The sequence below is a fragment of the Bartonella sp. AA9NXGY genome (assembly GCF_042196845.1).
Lineage (GTDB): Bacteria > Pseudomonadota > Alphaproteobacteria > Rhizobiales > Rhizobiaceae > Bartonella.
This window is the reverse complement of the sequence record NZ_JBHIRB010000014.1, coordinates 25,963-39,738: the sequence shown is the minus strand read 5'-3', so window position 1 is coordinate 39,738 and position 13,776 is coordinate 25,963. Positions and strand designations below refer to the sequence as shown.

At 37.0% G+C, this 13,776-nt stretch carries 9 protein-coding genes and 3 pseudogenes; 7 read left to right on the top strand and 5 right to left on the bottom strand.

Annotation, left to right across the window (positions count from 1 at the left end; all coding sequences use genetic code 11):
- The first annotated feature begins 333 nt into the window (after positions 1–333).
- The 5 genes and pseudogenes from ACFIM6_RS07465 (at position 334) to ACFIM6_RS07445 (ending at position 4,057) form a co-directional block, all read left to right on the top strand.
- Positions 334–726, top strand: coding sequence for a Fur family transcriptional regulator (locus ACFIM6_RS07465; RefSeq protein WP_375612302.1), 393 nt, complete (start codon positions 334–336; stop codon positions 724–726).
- Between the two features lie 173 nt (positions 727–899).
- Positions 900–1,058: pseudogene (locus ACFIM6_RS07460) on the top strand (HlyD family secretion protein); the annotation flags it as partial.
- Positions 1,055–1,198: pseudogene (locus ACFIM6_RS07455) on the top strand (transcriptional repressor); the annotation flags it as partial. The pseudogenes ACFIM6_RS07460 and ACFIM6_RS07455, both read left to right, overlap by 4 nt.
- A 173-nt stretch (positions 1,199–1,371) precedes the next feature.
- Positions 1,372–2,466 carry an HlyD family secretion protein gene (locus ACFIM6_RS07450; RefSeq protein ID WP_375612301.1) on the top strand — a complete coding sequence of 365 codons (1,095 nt, stop codon included), beginning with the start codon at positions 1,372–1,374 and terminating at the stop codon, positions 2,464–2,466.
- A gap of 19 nt (positions 2,467–2,485) precedes the next feature.
- A complete protein-coding gene (locus ACFIM6_RS07445) occupies positions 2,486–4,057 on the top strand; it encodes a DHA2 family efflux MFS transporter permease subunit (protein ID WP_375612300.1) in 1,572 nt (523 codons plus the stop codon).
- A gap of 1,068 nt (positions 4,058–5,125) precedes the next feature.
- On the opposite strand, the gene ACFIM6_RS07440 is transcribed toward ACFIM6_RS07445, so the two are convergent.
- The 3 genes from ACFIM6_RS07440 to ACFIM6_RS07430 all read right to left on the bottom strand — a co-directional run bounded on the left by ACFIM6_RS07440 (position 5,126) and on the right by ACFIM6_RS07430 (position 9,532).
- Complete coding sequence (locus tag ACFIM6_RS07440; RefSeq protein WP_375612299.1) at positions 5,126–5,710, bottom strand: GNAT family N-acetyltransferase; 585 nt, start codon at positions 5,708–5,710, stop codon at positions 5,126–5,128.
- A gap of 75 nt (positions 5,711–5,785) precedes the next feature.
- The gene (locus ACFIM6_RS07435) at positions 5,786–6,919 is read right to left on the bottom strand and encodes a type III PLP-dependent enzyme (protein ID WP_375612298.1); all 1,134 of its coding nucleotides are present in this window, start codon (positions 6,917–6,919) and stop codon (positions 5,786–5,788) included.
- Between the two features lie 1,695 nt (positions 6,920–8,614).
- Positions 8,615–9,532: a rhodanese-related sulfurtransferase gene (locus ACFIM6_RS07430; protein WP_375612304.1), complete on the bottom strand. Its 918-nt coding sequence runs from the start codon at positions 9,530–9,532 to the stop codon at positions 8,615–8,617.
- Positions 9,533–9,647: 115 nt separating this feature from the next.
- Here ACFIM6_RS07430 and eda point away from each other — a divergent pair, with 115 nt between their 5' ends.
- Positions 9,648–10,313 (top strand): bifunctional 4-hydroxy-2-oxoglutarate aldolase/2-dehydro-3-deoxy-phosphogluconate aldolase, encoded by a 666-nt coding sequence (eda, locus tag ACFIM6_RS07425; protein ID WP_375612297.1) that lies wholly within the window; start codon positions 9,648–9,650, stop codon positions 10,311–10,313.
- 16 nt (positions 10,314–10,329) lie between these two features.
- On the opposite strand, the pseudogene ACFIM6_RS07420 reads toward eda, so the two are convergent.
- Both ACFIM6_RS07420 and ACFIM6_RS07415 read right to left on the bottom strand, forming a co-directional pair.
- Positions 10,330–10,725, bottom strand: a pseudogene (locus ACFIM6_RS07420) (ferredoxin--NADP reductase); the annotation flags it as partial.
- A 34-nt stretch (positions 10,726–10,759) separates the two neighbouring features.
- Positions 10,760–11,587 carry a ferredoxin--NADP reductase gene (locus tag ACFIM6_RS07415; protein WP_375612296.1) on the bottom strand — a complete coding sequence of 276 codons (828 nt, stop codon included), beginning with the start codon at positions 11,585–11,587 and terminating at the stop codon, positions 10,760–10,762.
- Between the two features lie 809 nt (positions 11,588–12,396).
- Between ACFIM6_RS07415 and alr the strand changes: the two genes are divergently transcribed.
- Positions 12,397–13,512 carry an alanine racemase gene (gene alr, locus ACFIM6_RS07410; RefSeq protein WP_375612295.1) on the top strand — a complete coding sequence of 372 codons (1,116 nt, stop codon included), beginning with the start codon at positions 12,397–12,399 and terminating at the stop codon, positions 13,510–13,512.
- Positions 13,513–13,776 lie beyond the last annotated feature (264 nt).

Below are 13,776 nucleotides of genomic sequence, written 5' to 3'. Positions count from 1 at the left end.
ACTCGTCGTATATAGTACTCTTTCAAGCAAAGAGTCAATATCATTTTTTATTTTTTTTTAAATAAAATAACCCAAACTTTACCAATAAAATATTGAACAAAAAATCCTATTTCAAAACATTATTGGAAAAATAAGAAGCGTATAAAACTTTCATGCCTGATAGCGGCGGCTTTCAGATTATAATACCCTCCCCTCACAACGATTATAACTTTTCTTACATATCGCAAGGATGTCATGTAAAAGGCTAAAGATAGAGTACATATTATATAATCACCATTGCATAAATATCTTACACGCTTTATGCTTTTCCATGGGAGCAAAAGGAAGATGTCAATGTCATCTAAACTGACGCGTAACCAAACATTGGTTTTAAATACTTTAAAAAATGCAAAAGGGCCTTTAAGTGCTTATGCGATTCTCAATCACTTACGCGAAGAAGGTTTTCGCGCACCTCTCCAAGTTTATCGTGCGTTAGAAAAGCTCGTACAGTTAAAGTGTATTCATCGTCTTGAAAGTGTAAATGCCTTTATGGTCTGTTTACACCCTGAAAACTGTCAACATGAACTTACAACGTTTATAATTTGCGAAAACTGTGGCACAGTCAACGAAATACAAAATCAAACGATTGTATCAAGTTTAAAACAGATGGTTCAAGCAGTTGACTTCCAAGCACACAAAAGCACCCTAGAAGTACGAGGTCTTTGTAAAAAATGCGCAATAAAATAAGACATCTAACTTGAAAATAAGATCTCTAACTTGCAAGTTTATATATTTAGTATTATGTAGCAGGGATCGCCTTATTGTTGGAAAAGCTCTTATCGTCCGTGCATATATCACCCTACCCTAGAGTGAGAGGCTTATTATACTCGTTAGAACATAAATATTGAAAGTATAAAATCATGTCCGTATCTGAGACCATTTTTTCAACAAAAAATCTCGATAAAATGAAACGAAAAAAGGTAATCAAGGCTCTTCTTATTGTCTTTGCGCTTTTTGTACTTTGGTTTAGCTATAAGTGGACGACGCAATGGTGTTATATGCTGTCCACTGAAGATGCCTAAACTGTGGCACAGTCAACGAAATACAAAATCAAACGATTGTATCAAGTTTAAAACAGATGGTTCAAGCGGTTGGCTTCCAAGCACACAAAAGCACCCTAGAAGTACGAGGTCTTTGTAAAAAATGCGCAATAAAATAAGACATCTAACTTGAAAATAAGATCTCTAACTTGCAAGTTTATATATTTAGTATTATGTAGCAGGGATCGCCTTATTGTTGGAAAAGCTCTTATCGTCCGTGCATATATCACCCTACCCTAGAGTGAGAGGCTTATTATACTCGTTAGAACATAAATATTGAAAGTATAAAATCATGTCCGTATCTGAGACCATTTTTTCAACAAAAAATCTCGATAAAATGAAACGAAAAAAAGTAATCAAGGCTCTTCTTATCGTCTTTGCGCTTTTTGTACTTTGGTTTAGCTATAAGTGGACGACGCAATGGCGTTATATGCTGTCCACTGAAGATGCCTATGTGCAAGGAGATATAGCCGCTATTGCGACTAAATTAAATGGGTATATTGAAAAAATTGCCATTAAAGCCAACCAAGTTGTAAAAAAGGACGATGTTTTATTTTACCTAGACAATGGTGATTATAAAATAGCCTTAGATCAAACAGAAGCGCATCTTAACACACAGAAAAAAACACTTCTACGCATTGATGCGCAAATCACAGCCGCTCGTAGTTCTTTAGATGATGCAAAAGCACAAAAAGCAGCCGCTTCAGCCATAGCAACCAATGCACAACTCACCTTAAAACGTGTAACAGAACTGAAAGCCAATCGTTATGCTCCTCAATCCAATGTTGATGATGCCAAATCCGCTTATGAACAAGCCATTGCGAATGTTAACAGAGCGGATGCAAAAATGGCTTCAGCACGTGCAAATATCCGAGTGCTAGAAGCGCAACGAAGTGAAACAGAAAGCGAAACAAAGAGTTTAGAGCTCTCGCGTAAAAAAGCACAACGTGATCTTGATTCGACCATTATACGAGCGCCATTTGATGGAGTTATAGGAAATTTAACAGCAAAAACGGGAGATTTTGTTGTAAATGGCCAACGTCTTGCGGCGTTAGTCCCCATACATGCACTTTATATTGAAGCAAACTATAAAGAAACACAGCTACAAGACATTCATACCGGACAAAAAGCTTATATTTCTGTTGATGCCTTCGAAGATGATGTTTTTACAGGAACAGTGCTTTCTATTTCGCCCGCAACAGGCGCTGTTTTTTCTCTTCTGCCTCCACAAAATGCTACCGGTAACTTTACAAAGATTGTCCAGCGCATTCCCGTACGTATTTCTATTCCAGAAGAAGTTTTAAAAACCGGACATATCCGAGCAGGAATGAGTGTTTCAGTGAAAATTGATACACGTACAAAGCCACAAGATAAAAGTCTCTTATAAAAAAGTAGAAGATCTTACTATGACATCTTCCATACCAGAGCTCATACAGTCTCAAGAACGCATAGGAATGCGCAAAATTATAGTTTTTATAGCTATGTCTTTTGGCATGTTTATGGCAATATTAGATATCCAAATCGTTTCCTCTTCTTTAGCTGAAATTCAAGCGGGTCTTACAGCAAGCTCTGAAGAAATTTCATGGGTTCAAACTTCCTATCTCATCGCTGAAGTCATCATGTTGCCGCTTTCTGGATTTTTAGGAAGATTGCTTTCAACACGTGTTTTCTTCACCATATCAGCGATCGGGTTTACGATTACTTCTGTTCTTTGTGCAACAGCAACATCTATTGGAGAGATGATTTTGTATCGCGCACTACAAGGTTTTATTGGTGGAGGAATTATCCCAAGCGTTTTTGTCGCCTCTTATGTTCTTTTTCCTCCTTCCAAACGCCCAATTGTTACCCCTATTGTTGGACTAGTAGCAACATTAGCCCCCACCATTGGTCCAACCGTGGGAGGCTATATTTGTCATCTCTCATCATGGCATTGGCTCTTTCTCATCAATGTACCCTGCGGGATTATCATCTCAATTCTCGCTTGGAAATTAATTGATTTTGATAAAGCTGATCCCTCTTTAATGAAGAAGTTTGATTGGTTAGGATTCATTTCTATGGCTACTTTCTTGGGAACTTTAGAGTATATTCTAGAAGAAGGAGCACGTCATGATTGGCTGAGTGATACGCTGATTCGGGATTTGTTCATTACCATGATTCTTGCTGCAGCCTTATTCTTCTGGCGTGCTTTTACAGTAAAAGAACCCATTGTAGATCTCTCTACTTTTTCTAATTTTAATTTTTCAGCTGCATCCATTTTTTCCTTTTCATTGGGAATAGGCCTTTATGGACTCACGTACCTTTATCCTGTCTATTTAAGCCAAATCCGCCACTTTGATGCTCTCATGATTGGAGAAACATTGTTTCTTTCAGGATTCGTCATGTTATTAACTGCCCCGCTTGCTGGATTTCTTTCAGCACGAATGGATGCACGTTTAATGATGGCAATAGGACTTTTTGGTTTTGCAATAGGTATTTGGATGGCGAGCTCTATCACAGATAACTGGGATTTTTGGCAGCTTTTTTGGCCGCAAGTTTTCCGTGGTGCTTCTGTAATGTTATGTATGGTTCCTATTAATAATATTGCCTTGGGAACACTCCCACCAGAACGGATGCAAAATGCTTCTGGACTCTTTAATCTCACCCGGAATCTAGGTGGGGCTGTAGGGCTTGCCATTATCAACACTCTCATAACAAAACGCACAGACTTCCATCATGAACGAATAGCCGAAACTCTTAACTACGCAAACAGACAAGCAACTGAAATGCTTTCAAATCTTACTGTATTATTCAAAACAGAAACCTTTGATTCCTATACTCTGGCTCTTTCTCAATTGTTTGGTATGGTACGCATACAAGCAACCATTATGGCTATTAGTGATATTTTCTTTATCATAACCATCATTTTTGGTGTTTTAACATTTATGACAATGTTTCTCAAAAAAATACCACCTCTCATGGATTCACCACCAAATCACTAAGCTTAATTAAAATTGAGAAATATTTTTTATCCTTATCACTTTCCTCGTTTCCTATGCACTTTATCTTGTCTCAAGAGACAGTATAAATAAACATATGATTCTAAATGATTCTTCTGATAAAAATTCTTTTAATGCGGGCTCTTTCCGCACTTAAAAACAACTTCTCGCATACAAAAATTGTTCTAGATGATCGGTAAACAAAGAGCTTATCTAAAGTGCTCCACACCATAAAGATAAAGCAGCCATTTCTATAAGATTTTTAATTTATCACCATAGGGCACAAAAGATTAAAAGATTCTTTGCCCTTTACTCTTTTGATTCTTACAAGAATATTCTTAAAAGATTTATGATTCTTGTGATTTTTATTCACGCACATATTTCTCTTATAATGTGTAGGACAACGTTTTTTGATTCTGAATGCAAAATTTTACATGAAAAAATCATTTTGTATTTGATCCTCTCATGCCAATTGCAAAACGATTTACCTTTATAGCAAAAAAGTAATGACATATTTTTTTTCAAAAAAGCTGCTTTTGAACATGTAATTTTATTTTTTTACACTCTTTAAAAAAAGCTGATACTTACAATTTTGATTCTACTGCTGTATATTTTTCTTTCTTAAGCCCCTTCTCTTTCAATAAGCGCTAAAATTGTATAAAATTTCTCAAAATATCTCTCTATTGAATCAATCAAAACCATTCCCTTGCACATAAAAAGCAAAGAAAAAAACTGTTTAAGAAAAAAGTAAAATATCCAACCATTTCGATACAAGATTTATCAACGATATTGAAAACTGGAAAACTGTATGATGATAGCGACTTTAAAAGAACACAAGACAACTTAAAAATCCGGTTCCTTTAATATTATAAAATAGGACGCTATTTCAAAAAATGAGCTTAAAATATATTCCTACTCACTTAACTGAAATTATCAAAAATAAGAAACCAGCCACATAATAAAATCGCAATAGAACTCCCCAAAAACTTTGTACCGCTAAATACTTTGGCTCTAGCCAAAACAGTATGCTCTCCTCAATACCAGCTGTTGAAAAACAAAATAAACATATCTTCAAGCCACTTTATGATGCTGGAAACGATTTGAAACTTCTCGTTCTCCACTAGGAACTAAAGTGCCATAACACCCAGAAAGATAATGTGGTATCAGTTCCAACGCTTGAAAGCGATGCTTTTCGTAAGGACCAGGCATTGCCAAATTTTCTGTTAAACTATTTGAAAAGCCAAAACGTTGATAAAATTCAAAATCCCCTACCAGCAAAATGGCGCCATATCCCAATTTTTTTGCTGTTTCAATTGCATGGCGGACTAAAATTGATCCTATTCCCATACCAGCACATTCAGATGCAACAGCCAAGGGGCCCAAAAGTAAAGCATGTTGTGTTTTATTTTTTCTTTTAGAAAAAGAAACATGCCAAAGACGGACACTTCCCACAAGCTCTCCCAGAGCATTTTTAACCACAAAAGAAAGTCCTTGAGCAGCTAACCGTCCACGACGTAAAGCCTCTGATGATTTACGTTTACGTCCATACCCCATCGTTGAATCAAGCAAAATTTCTCGATAAGGCTTATCGGTTTCTTGCTCCAATAAAAGTGTAAAACATGCCCCATCTTTTGTTTGAAAGTTCATCATGTTCATCTCAATGACCGCCCTCTTATAGCACCATGACGAGCATAGCAAAAAGTCTAAAAAAACTATAGTTAAAAGGAAACCTCAGATCACATATGATCGTAAAGGCTCAAAACCATTAAAAGCAACCGATGCGTAAGTTGTTGTATAAGCACCCGTTCCATGAATCAATATTTCATCTCCTATTGTTAGAGATAGAGGAAGCGGATAAGGTGTTTTTTCATAGAGAACATCTGCCGAATCGCATGTTGGTCCAGCCAAAATACAAGGCTCCATCACCTTATCATCATGAGGTGTCTCAATAGGATAACGAATGGCTTCATCCATAGTCTCAGCAAGACCATTAAATTTTCCAATATCAAGATAAACCCATCGTATATTATCATTATCAGCTTTTTTAGATATTAGAACAACTTCTGTACGAATAACACCAGCATTGCCAACCATCGCACGTCCTGGCTCAATAATCGTCTCAGGGATACGATTACCAAAATGCTTTTTCAATGAATCAAAAACTGCTGTACCATAAGCTTGTTCTGTAGGGACATCTTTCAAATAACGCGTTGGAAAACCGCCCCCCATATTCACCAACCTTAGTGAAATGCCTTCTTGTTCCAAACGCTTAAAAACTGTAGAAGCATCCGATAAAGCACGATCCCACGCACTCAAATCAACCTGCTGAGATCCAACATGAAAAGAAACACCATAGGCTTGCAAACCCAATTGGTGTGCCCGTCTTAGAACATCAACCGCCATATCTGGAACACAACCAAATTTGCGTGACAATGGCCACTCTGCACCTTTTCCATCGGTAAGAACACGGCAAAAAACACGCACTCCTGGAGCAACACGCGCAATTTTTTCCACTTCTTCCACACAATCAACGGCATAAAGTGAAACTCCCAATGCATATGCTCGTGCAATATCACGCTCTTTTTTAATCGTATTTCCAAAAGAAATACGCTCTGGCGTTGCACCTGCTTTTAAAGCCATTTCAATTTCTGCAACAGAAGCCGCATCAAAAGAAGATCCTAAAGAACTTAGCAAACACAAGATTTCAGGAGCTGGATTTGCCTTTATTGCGTAAAAAATACGAGACTGCGGCAGAGCTTTTTCAAAATTTAAATAGTTGTCACGAACAACATCAAGGTCAACAATTAAGCATGGACCTTCAGAGCGATGTGTTGCAAGAAAATCGCGAATACGTTGCGTTGCCATCTGCAATTCTCCTTGAGGGAACGCTCCCCCACTCTATGCTTAGACAGCCAAAGCTGCCAAAAGCTAAAGGACAAAAAACACACAACAACCATCCCCATTCTGATTACAAAAAACCAGAAATTAGCATTGCATGCTGCGAAAGAACAGCGCGAAACCGCGTTATTCTATTTTATCTGCCTTTTTGATTGGAGTTGAGAAAACCACTTCCGCACTGAAGGCAATGAGGTGTGCCTCTATAGTTATCCCAGCATTTAAAAGCTGGAAGACACCAGAAAGGCCCGCACCGTCGTTGCTTCAAGATGTCCTCATTCTTGCAATTGGCTGTAAGAATGACTGGAGCGGTTAGTTCCAGGTACCGTACCGGTTAATCTCACCATTTGAGAACCAGCGGACACCCACAGGCACGTGCGACTTTGGGCAAGGCATCCTATAAAACGAATTCTTTCTCATTTCAATCATTTTTTTAATTTTAAACATTTTTTAATTCTTAAAGATAAAATGATGCGAAAAAACAACACTCTCCCCAGACAAAGCCATCCATCCGCTTTCATGAGATCACACCCCTTACATTATCTGTGCAACATAAATCACTGTCTTGCGTTTAAAGCCCCTCGTTTCTTTACCCTATTCTATCTCCTAATATCCGCAGCAGAAAATAACGCAAAATAAATTACTCAAGACATTAATTTATAATGATAATTTATTATTGTACCCTTAAACAAAAATCCCATTATAAAATCCTCTTATTTCAACCCTCTTACAATGAATCAATTAAAATCATTCTTTTGCGCATCACAAATAAAAAACAATTGAAAAAAGGAGTACCTCTTATATATCCTCTCAAATGCAAAGATGACCAACATTGAAGACTGAGGATAGTAACGACTGAAGCACCATAGTCTTTAAAGATAACGTGTCCTTCCCCCAACAAAACACCATTATCTTTCTCATTTACATCCTAAAAACATCCCTGCTTCCACATTCATTTCACAGCATCGCTTAAGCAAAATATCATGAAGAAATCCCCGTATAATATAGCTTGTATAATATAGATCAACTACATCTCACCCTCTTTATACTTATGAAATTAAAAACAAACGCTCCCATTCTATCTGCCAACTCCCAATATTGCAGAAACTCCTACATTGAAATGTTTCATAACACCTTATCTAAAATGATTTTTGTCCACACGTTACTCCCATTTGCAACGTACAAGCGAATGAATTTTACGCGATTCGTTCTCATCTAATCTGAAAGCAACAAAGTTCACAATATTGAACTCTTTTATTCAAATGAATAATAAATTATCATTATAAATTAATGTATTATATTAAATTCTGAAATCATAAACTCCTATTATCATTTTATTTTTCCACCTAGCATCTGCTTTTTCATCTCCTCTTATTAATCACATCTTATTCATACGCTTTTCTCTTAAACTATAATCTCCCTCCTCTGCGCTGTTGGTGAACGGCTTTTCTATTTTTAAATGAAAAGTATTTGAAAACTCAATCCTATAAGTCAAGGAGAGCGAACAATCTATAATGATTATTTATAAGTCAAATAATTTAATATAAACAAAAAGACCGAATAATATCCGGTCTTATGAAATATTTTTCTACCAATATAAAAAACTCTTCTCTCTTAAATTTAAGAGAAAAACGCTACAACTTAAAACTCTACACTACGATATCCTTATGTCCCTTGATGAGAATCAATTGCACGCAACTTCAACAATTGAAATTGCCTATGGCGCTCACGAAAGCGCTCTCTATCGGCTTCACTACGCGTGTTATAACAAGCATCACAGGAAACACCTTCCTCATAATGAGGCGATAATTTGCTTTCAGCATTAAGAGGAGAACGACACGCGCGACATAATTCGCGTCCACATTCTTCAAGACCATGTTGAACAGAAACACGCTCATCAAAAACAAAACACTCACCCCACCATAAACTTTTCTCTTTTGGAATTTTTTCTAAATATTTGAGAATACCTCCTTTTAGATGGTAGACTTGCTCATAACCAAGATCACGAACATAAGCTGTTGATTTTTCACACCGAATACCACCTGTACAAAACATGGCAATTTTCTTTTTTTTCTTTAACTCAGCCTCATGTTTACGCACCCATTCAGGAAATTCGCGAAATGTTTTAATCTGCGGATCAATCGCTCCTTGAAAACTCCCTATCGCATATTCATAATCATTACGCGTATCGATTAAAATTGTCTCTTCATCTTGAATAAGAGCATTCCAATCTTCAGGATCCACATAAGTACCAACAACTTTTAGCGGATCAACCCCTTCAACCCCCATTGTCACAATCTCTTTTTTCAACCGCACTTTCATGCGATGAAAAGGCATTTTTGATGCCCATGAATATTTAATCTCCGGCGTTTGAAACGCTGGTTCAGCCATAATAAAGTCCACCAATGCCTCAATTGCAGCACAAGAACCAGCAACTGTTCCATTAATGCCCTCTTTTGCTAAAAGCAGAGTGCCTTTGATATCCTTTGCTTGACATAAATCCTGCAAAGGTTTTTGTAATTGATGATAATGCTTCAAATCTGCAAAGCAATAAAGTGCAGCAACTTTAAAATTCTTTTCCATGTGTTTTGCCATAACGCGCGTTTCATTCAATTTCAAGATTTATTCATGTACTCTTTAACATATTGTGCTTAATCAAACGATACAAATAATATCATCTCCAAGAAGAAAAAATATCATGTGCCAAAAAAGAGAAAAGCTTTTATTATATCTCCAAGGACAAACTGTTATACCTGTTTTACTCATTGACAATCTACAAAGTGCTGTACCCTTAACACGCGCTCTTGTCAAAGGTGGATTAAAAACAATTGAGATCACCTTGCGAACACCAAATGCCCTCAAAGCAATTCAGAAAATTACACAAGAAGTCCCTGAAGCAATTGTTGGAGCCGGCACAATTCTCAACACAACACATTACGAAAAAGCCGAACAAGCTGGAGCCAAGTTTATTGTAAGCCCCGGATTATCCAATGAACTAATCAATTGTGCAAAAAATAGTGAAATTCCCCTTCTTCCCGGTGCAATGACCCCAAGTGAACTCATGCAAGCATTAAACAAAGGCTATTCATATCTTAAATTTTTCCCTGCTGAAGCTGCTGGAGGTATTTCCTTCATTGAAGCTTTAGCATCTCCCTTCTCTGATATCCGGTTTTGCCCAACAGGCGGTATTACACAAAAAAGTGCAACACAATGGCTCCAACTGCCCAATGTCTTCTGCGTTGGAGGTTCTTGGATAGCGCCCCAACAACTCATTGCAATAAGTGATTGGGATTCGATTACTGCATTAGCATATACCGCATCACAACTTCCCTCTCCCTCGAAAAAAGCTCTTTCTACAATCTAATATAAAGTGCAAGAATATCAGCCCCTTCAACAAGACCAAAGCTTTCACACATCCTTACGCAATCTTTTAACATTGCCATGGAACCACAAATCATCACCCGATCTTCATTAGGATGAATTTTGCGAGTTCTATTGTTTCAAAGCCGCTTGTTTCAAAAAAGCACCACTCTCCATAACAGTCGTAATACGCCCCATATGCTCAGAAAGCTCACGAGTGGTCATAGGATAAAATTTCAGCTGTTGTGCATATGCCCCACAATGAGTGGATCTTATTGCAAAAAGGAAACAAGATCTTTTGCACAAATTGACTCATTCTTTTCGCGCGTTATTTAAATAAGAACAACTTCTGAAAATTTTTCATAAATGTCAGGCTCACGAATAAAGCTTGCAAAAGAAAAAAAAACCGTACCGGTTTGAAAGAAGATAAAGCATCAACTTTCCCACTCATTACTCCACAAAAGCGCGCTCTACAACATAAGTAGCAGGAGCATTATTGGCCCCTTCAACAAGACCAAAGCTTTCACACATCCTTGCGCAATCTTTTAACATAGCCATGGAACCACAAATCATCACCCGATCCTCATCAGGATGAATCTTAGGAAGGCCTGTTGTTTCAAAAAAGTCCCCACTTTCCATCACAGTTGTAATACGACCCATATGCTCAGAAGCTTCACGAGTAGTCATAGGATAAAATCTCAACTGTTGTGCATACTCTCCAATGAGTGGATCTTGTTGCAAAGAGGAAACAAGATCTTTTGCATAAATTAACTCATTTTTTTCGCGCGTTGTTTGAATAAGGACAACTTCTGCAAATTTTTCATAAGTTTCAGGATCACGAATAAGGCTTGCAAAAGGAGCAATCCCCGTCCCAGTTGAAAGAAGATAAAGACGTTTTCCAGGAATAAGAGCATCAAGCACCAGCGTTCCTGTAGATTTTTTACGCATGAGAACTGTATCACCAATTTTAATTTTTTGGAGATGCTCGGTTAAAGGTCCCCCTGGAACTTTTATCGAAAAAAACTCAAGCTGTTCATCCCAAAAGGGACTTGCAATCGAATAAGCGCGATAAATCGGCTTTTCTGCATTTGGCAAACCGATCATAACAAACTCACCCGAACGAAAACGAAAACTTTCCGGACGATTCAGACGGAATTTAAATAACCGATCTGTATAGTGACAAACCTCTTGGACAGTAAGGGCGAACACATTCTCAGGAATCGGAAAATTTGCAACGCTGCTGATGCTTGACGGAACATTGGTAGCAGACGTATTCATACTCTTCCCCATATCTTTATTGAACGTTAAATTTCGAATCCTTGACGTGATATAGTACTTGCACAACCATCTGCCAACAATTTTCTCAACACAAAAGCCTCAAGGTTAACACTTTTATGTCAAAATTAAATAAATGAGTCTAGCGCGCTCTATAAGCGATAAAATTGATTTCACTTAAAACCAATCAAAGACTAGAAAGTAAATACTGGATACCCAATCCATCTTGAAAACAAATAATATCCAAATCAACGAGTTTTCTAAATCAACAGTTTTTAATGTATCAAAAAGTGTTTACACACTGTTTTCCATTCAATAAAAATAATTTTAAGTGCATGAGACGACATCCAAAATTGCACAGATGAGTGATCTTCCCCCTCATGGTAAAAAACTTGTAATACATTGACTTAACGTGGTTAATTTAATCATTTTACCTTCTCTAAATAAGAAGCCAATGCAATATTTAATCACAACAATCACACCAGCAACAACAGCCTAATATTGCACTCTTCAAAATGATACAATACAATAAACTATGTTTATTTTTTTATATGCCTAAACGAGGGAAAATAAGTAAAAAAGTCTATGTTTTACAAATCATTAGAAGATACCATGTTGATAACAACACAAATAAAACTAAAGTATCTCTTATATCCAAAGTAGCATTTTACATAAAAAACGACTTTAATGGCAGCATAGGCTTCTTAATGATTTTGACCATAGCAAATAGTGTCTTTCCCCTATATCGTAAAGAACCTCAATGAAACAACCAAAAAAACTCCGTATTTCACGAACACAGATAAGCTTTTAAAATGAACAAATCCGTTAATGATGAAATAAATACATCACTCTATACAGCTGTAGCAACCATCGATGTCAGTGCCATTGTTGCCAATTATATTACTTTAGCCAAACGTGTAGCTCCAACACAATGTTCAGCAGTTGTAAAAGCAAATGCCTATGGATTAGGAGCTCACAAAATTGCTCCTGCCCTTTATCAAGCTGGTTGTCGCACTTTTTTTGTCGCCCAAATCAGAGAAGCACTCCAATTAAAAAGCATTTTACCATCAAATGTCACAATTGCCATTCTGAATGGACTTCCACACTTAGCAGAAGAGTTTGTCGCACAATCTGGTATTGTTCCTGTTCTAAACTCTTGGAATGCCATTGAAAATTGGCAAAAAATTTGTCAAAAAAAAGATAAAAAATTTCCAGCAATTGTTCAAATCGATACCCATATGAACCGATTAGGACTGGATCAAAAAGAATTACAAAAACTCATCAAACACCCTACAATTTTCGAAAAAGCAGAAATAAAATATATTCTTAGTCATCTTTCTAACGGAGAAGATGATACCCACCCATCAAATTATGCCCAATTGACTTCTTTCAAAACGATCCTTGCGCAATTGCCTGCTTGCAAAGTTTCCTTTGCCAATTCTGGAGGTATCTTTCTAGGATCAGATTTTTATTTTGATCTTGTTCGTCCAGGCATTGCACTTTACGGAGTTGATCCGCGGGGAAAACACCCATCACCTTTGAAACCTGTTTTAAAACTTGAAGCCCAAGTCATTCAAAGCCGCGTTGTTGATATAGGAGCACCTGTTGGTTATGCAGAAAGCTTTATAACCAACAGACCAAGCACTCTTGCAACCATTTCTATAGGCTACGCAGACGGCTGGCTCCGTACTCTTTCGAATAAAGGAACTGTTTATTTCAACGGGCACAAACTTCCCATGGTTGGGCGGGTTTCTATGGATTCCATTATTGTAGATACGACCGATCTTGAACAAAAACCTCAAACTGGTGACTGGGTAGAACTCATTGGTCCCCATCAAACACTTGAAAAAGTATCTATAGATGCCGATACCCTTCCCAATGAAATTCTAACATCTCTTGGCTCCCGCTATAAATACATTTACACATAAAAACTCTTTAAAAAAATAAATTGATAAAAATCATCATTTTAGAAAATTGAGGGGCTTTTACAAAAGATTTTACAACAATCAACCACACAGAATGGTCATAGACACCGTACATTCACAGAAATCTCAAAACAGACAAGTTGATGGACTGTTTTATGGAAGTAGCTTTCACCTAAAATACAAAAACTTAGCCTTTCCCCATAAATTGACAAAAAAGAATCTACTACAAAGTTTTTAAAATTAATTTCCCAATTAAAATCATTCGCT

Bases quoted from the DNA above. Each gene is read 5' to 3' on its own strand.
- alr (WP_375612295.1), top strand. From the start codon at position 12,397: ATGAACAAATCCGTTAATGATGAAATAAATACATCACTCTATACAGCT.
- ACFIM6_RS07415 (WP_375612296.1), bottom strand. From the start codon at position 11,587: ATGAATACGTCTGCTACCAATGTTCCGTCAAGCATCAGCAGCGTTGCA.
- ACFIM6_RS07465 (WP_375612302.1), top strand. From the start codon at position 334: ATGTCATCTAAACTGACGCGTAACCAAACATTGGTTTTAAATACTTTA.
- ACFIM6_RS07440 (WP_375612299.1), bottom strand. From the start codon at position 5,710: ATGAACATGATGAACTTTCAAACAAAAGATGGGGCATGTTTTACACTT.
- eda (WP_375612297.1), top strand. From the start codon at position 9,648: ATGTGCCAAAAAAGAGAAAAGCTTTTATTATATCTCCAAGGACAAACT.
- ACFIM6_RS07435 (WP_375612298.1), bottom strand. From the start codon at position 6,919: ATGGCAACGCAACGTATTCGCGATTTTCTTGCAACACATCGCTCTGAA.
- ACFIM6_RS07445 (WP_375612300.1), top strand. From the start codon at position 2,486: ATGACATCTTCCATACCAGAGCTCATACAGTCTCAAGAACGCATAGGA.
- ACFIM6_RS07450 (WP_375612301.1), top strand. From the start codon at position 1,372: ATGTCCGTATCTGAGACCATTTTTTCAACAAAAAATCTCGATAAAATG.
- ACFIM6_RS07430 (WP_375612304.1), bottom strand. From the start codon at position 9,532: ATGGAAAAGAATTTTAAAGTTGCTGCACTTTATTGCTTTGCAGATTTG.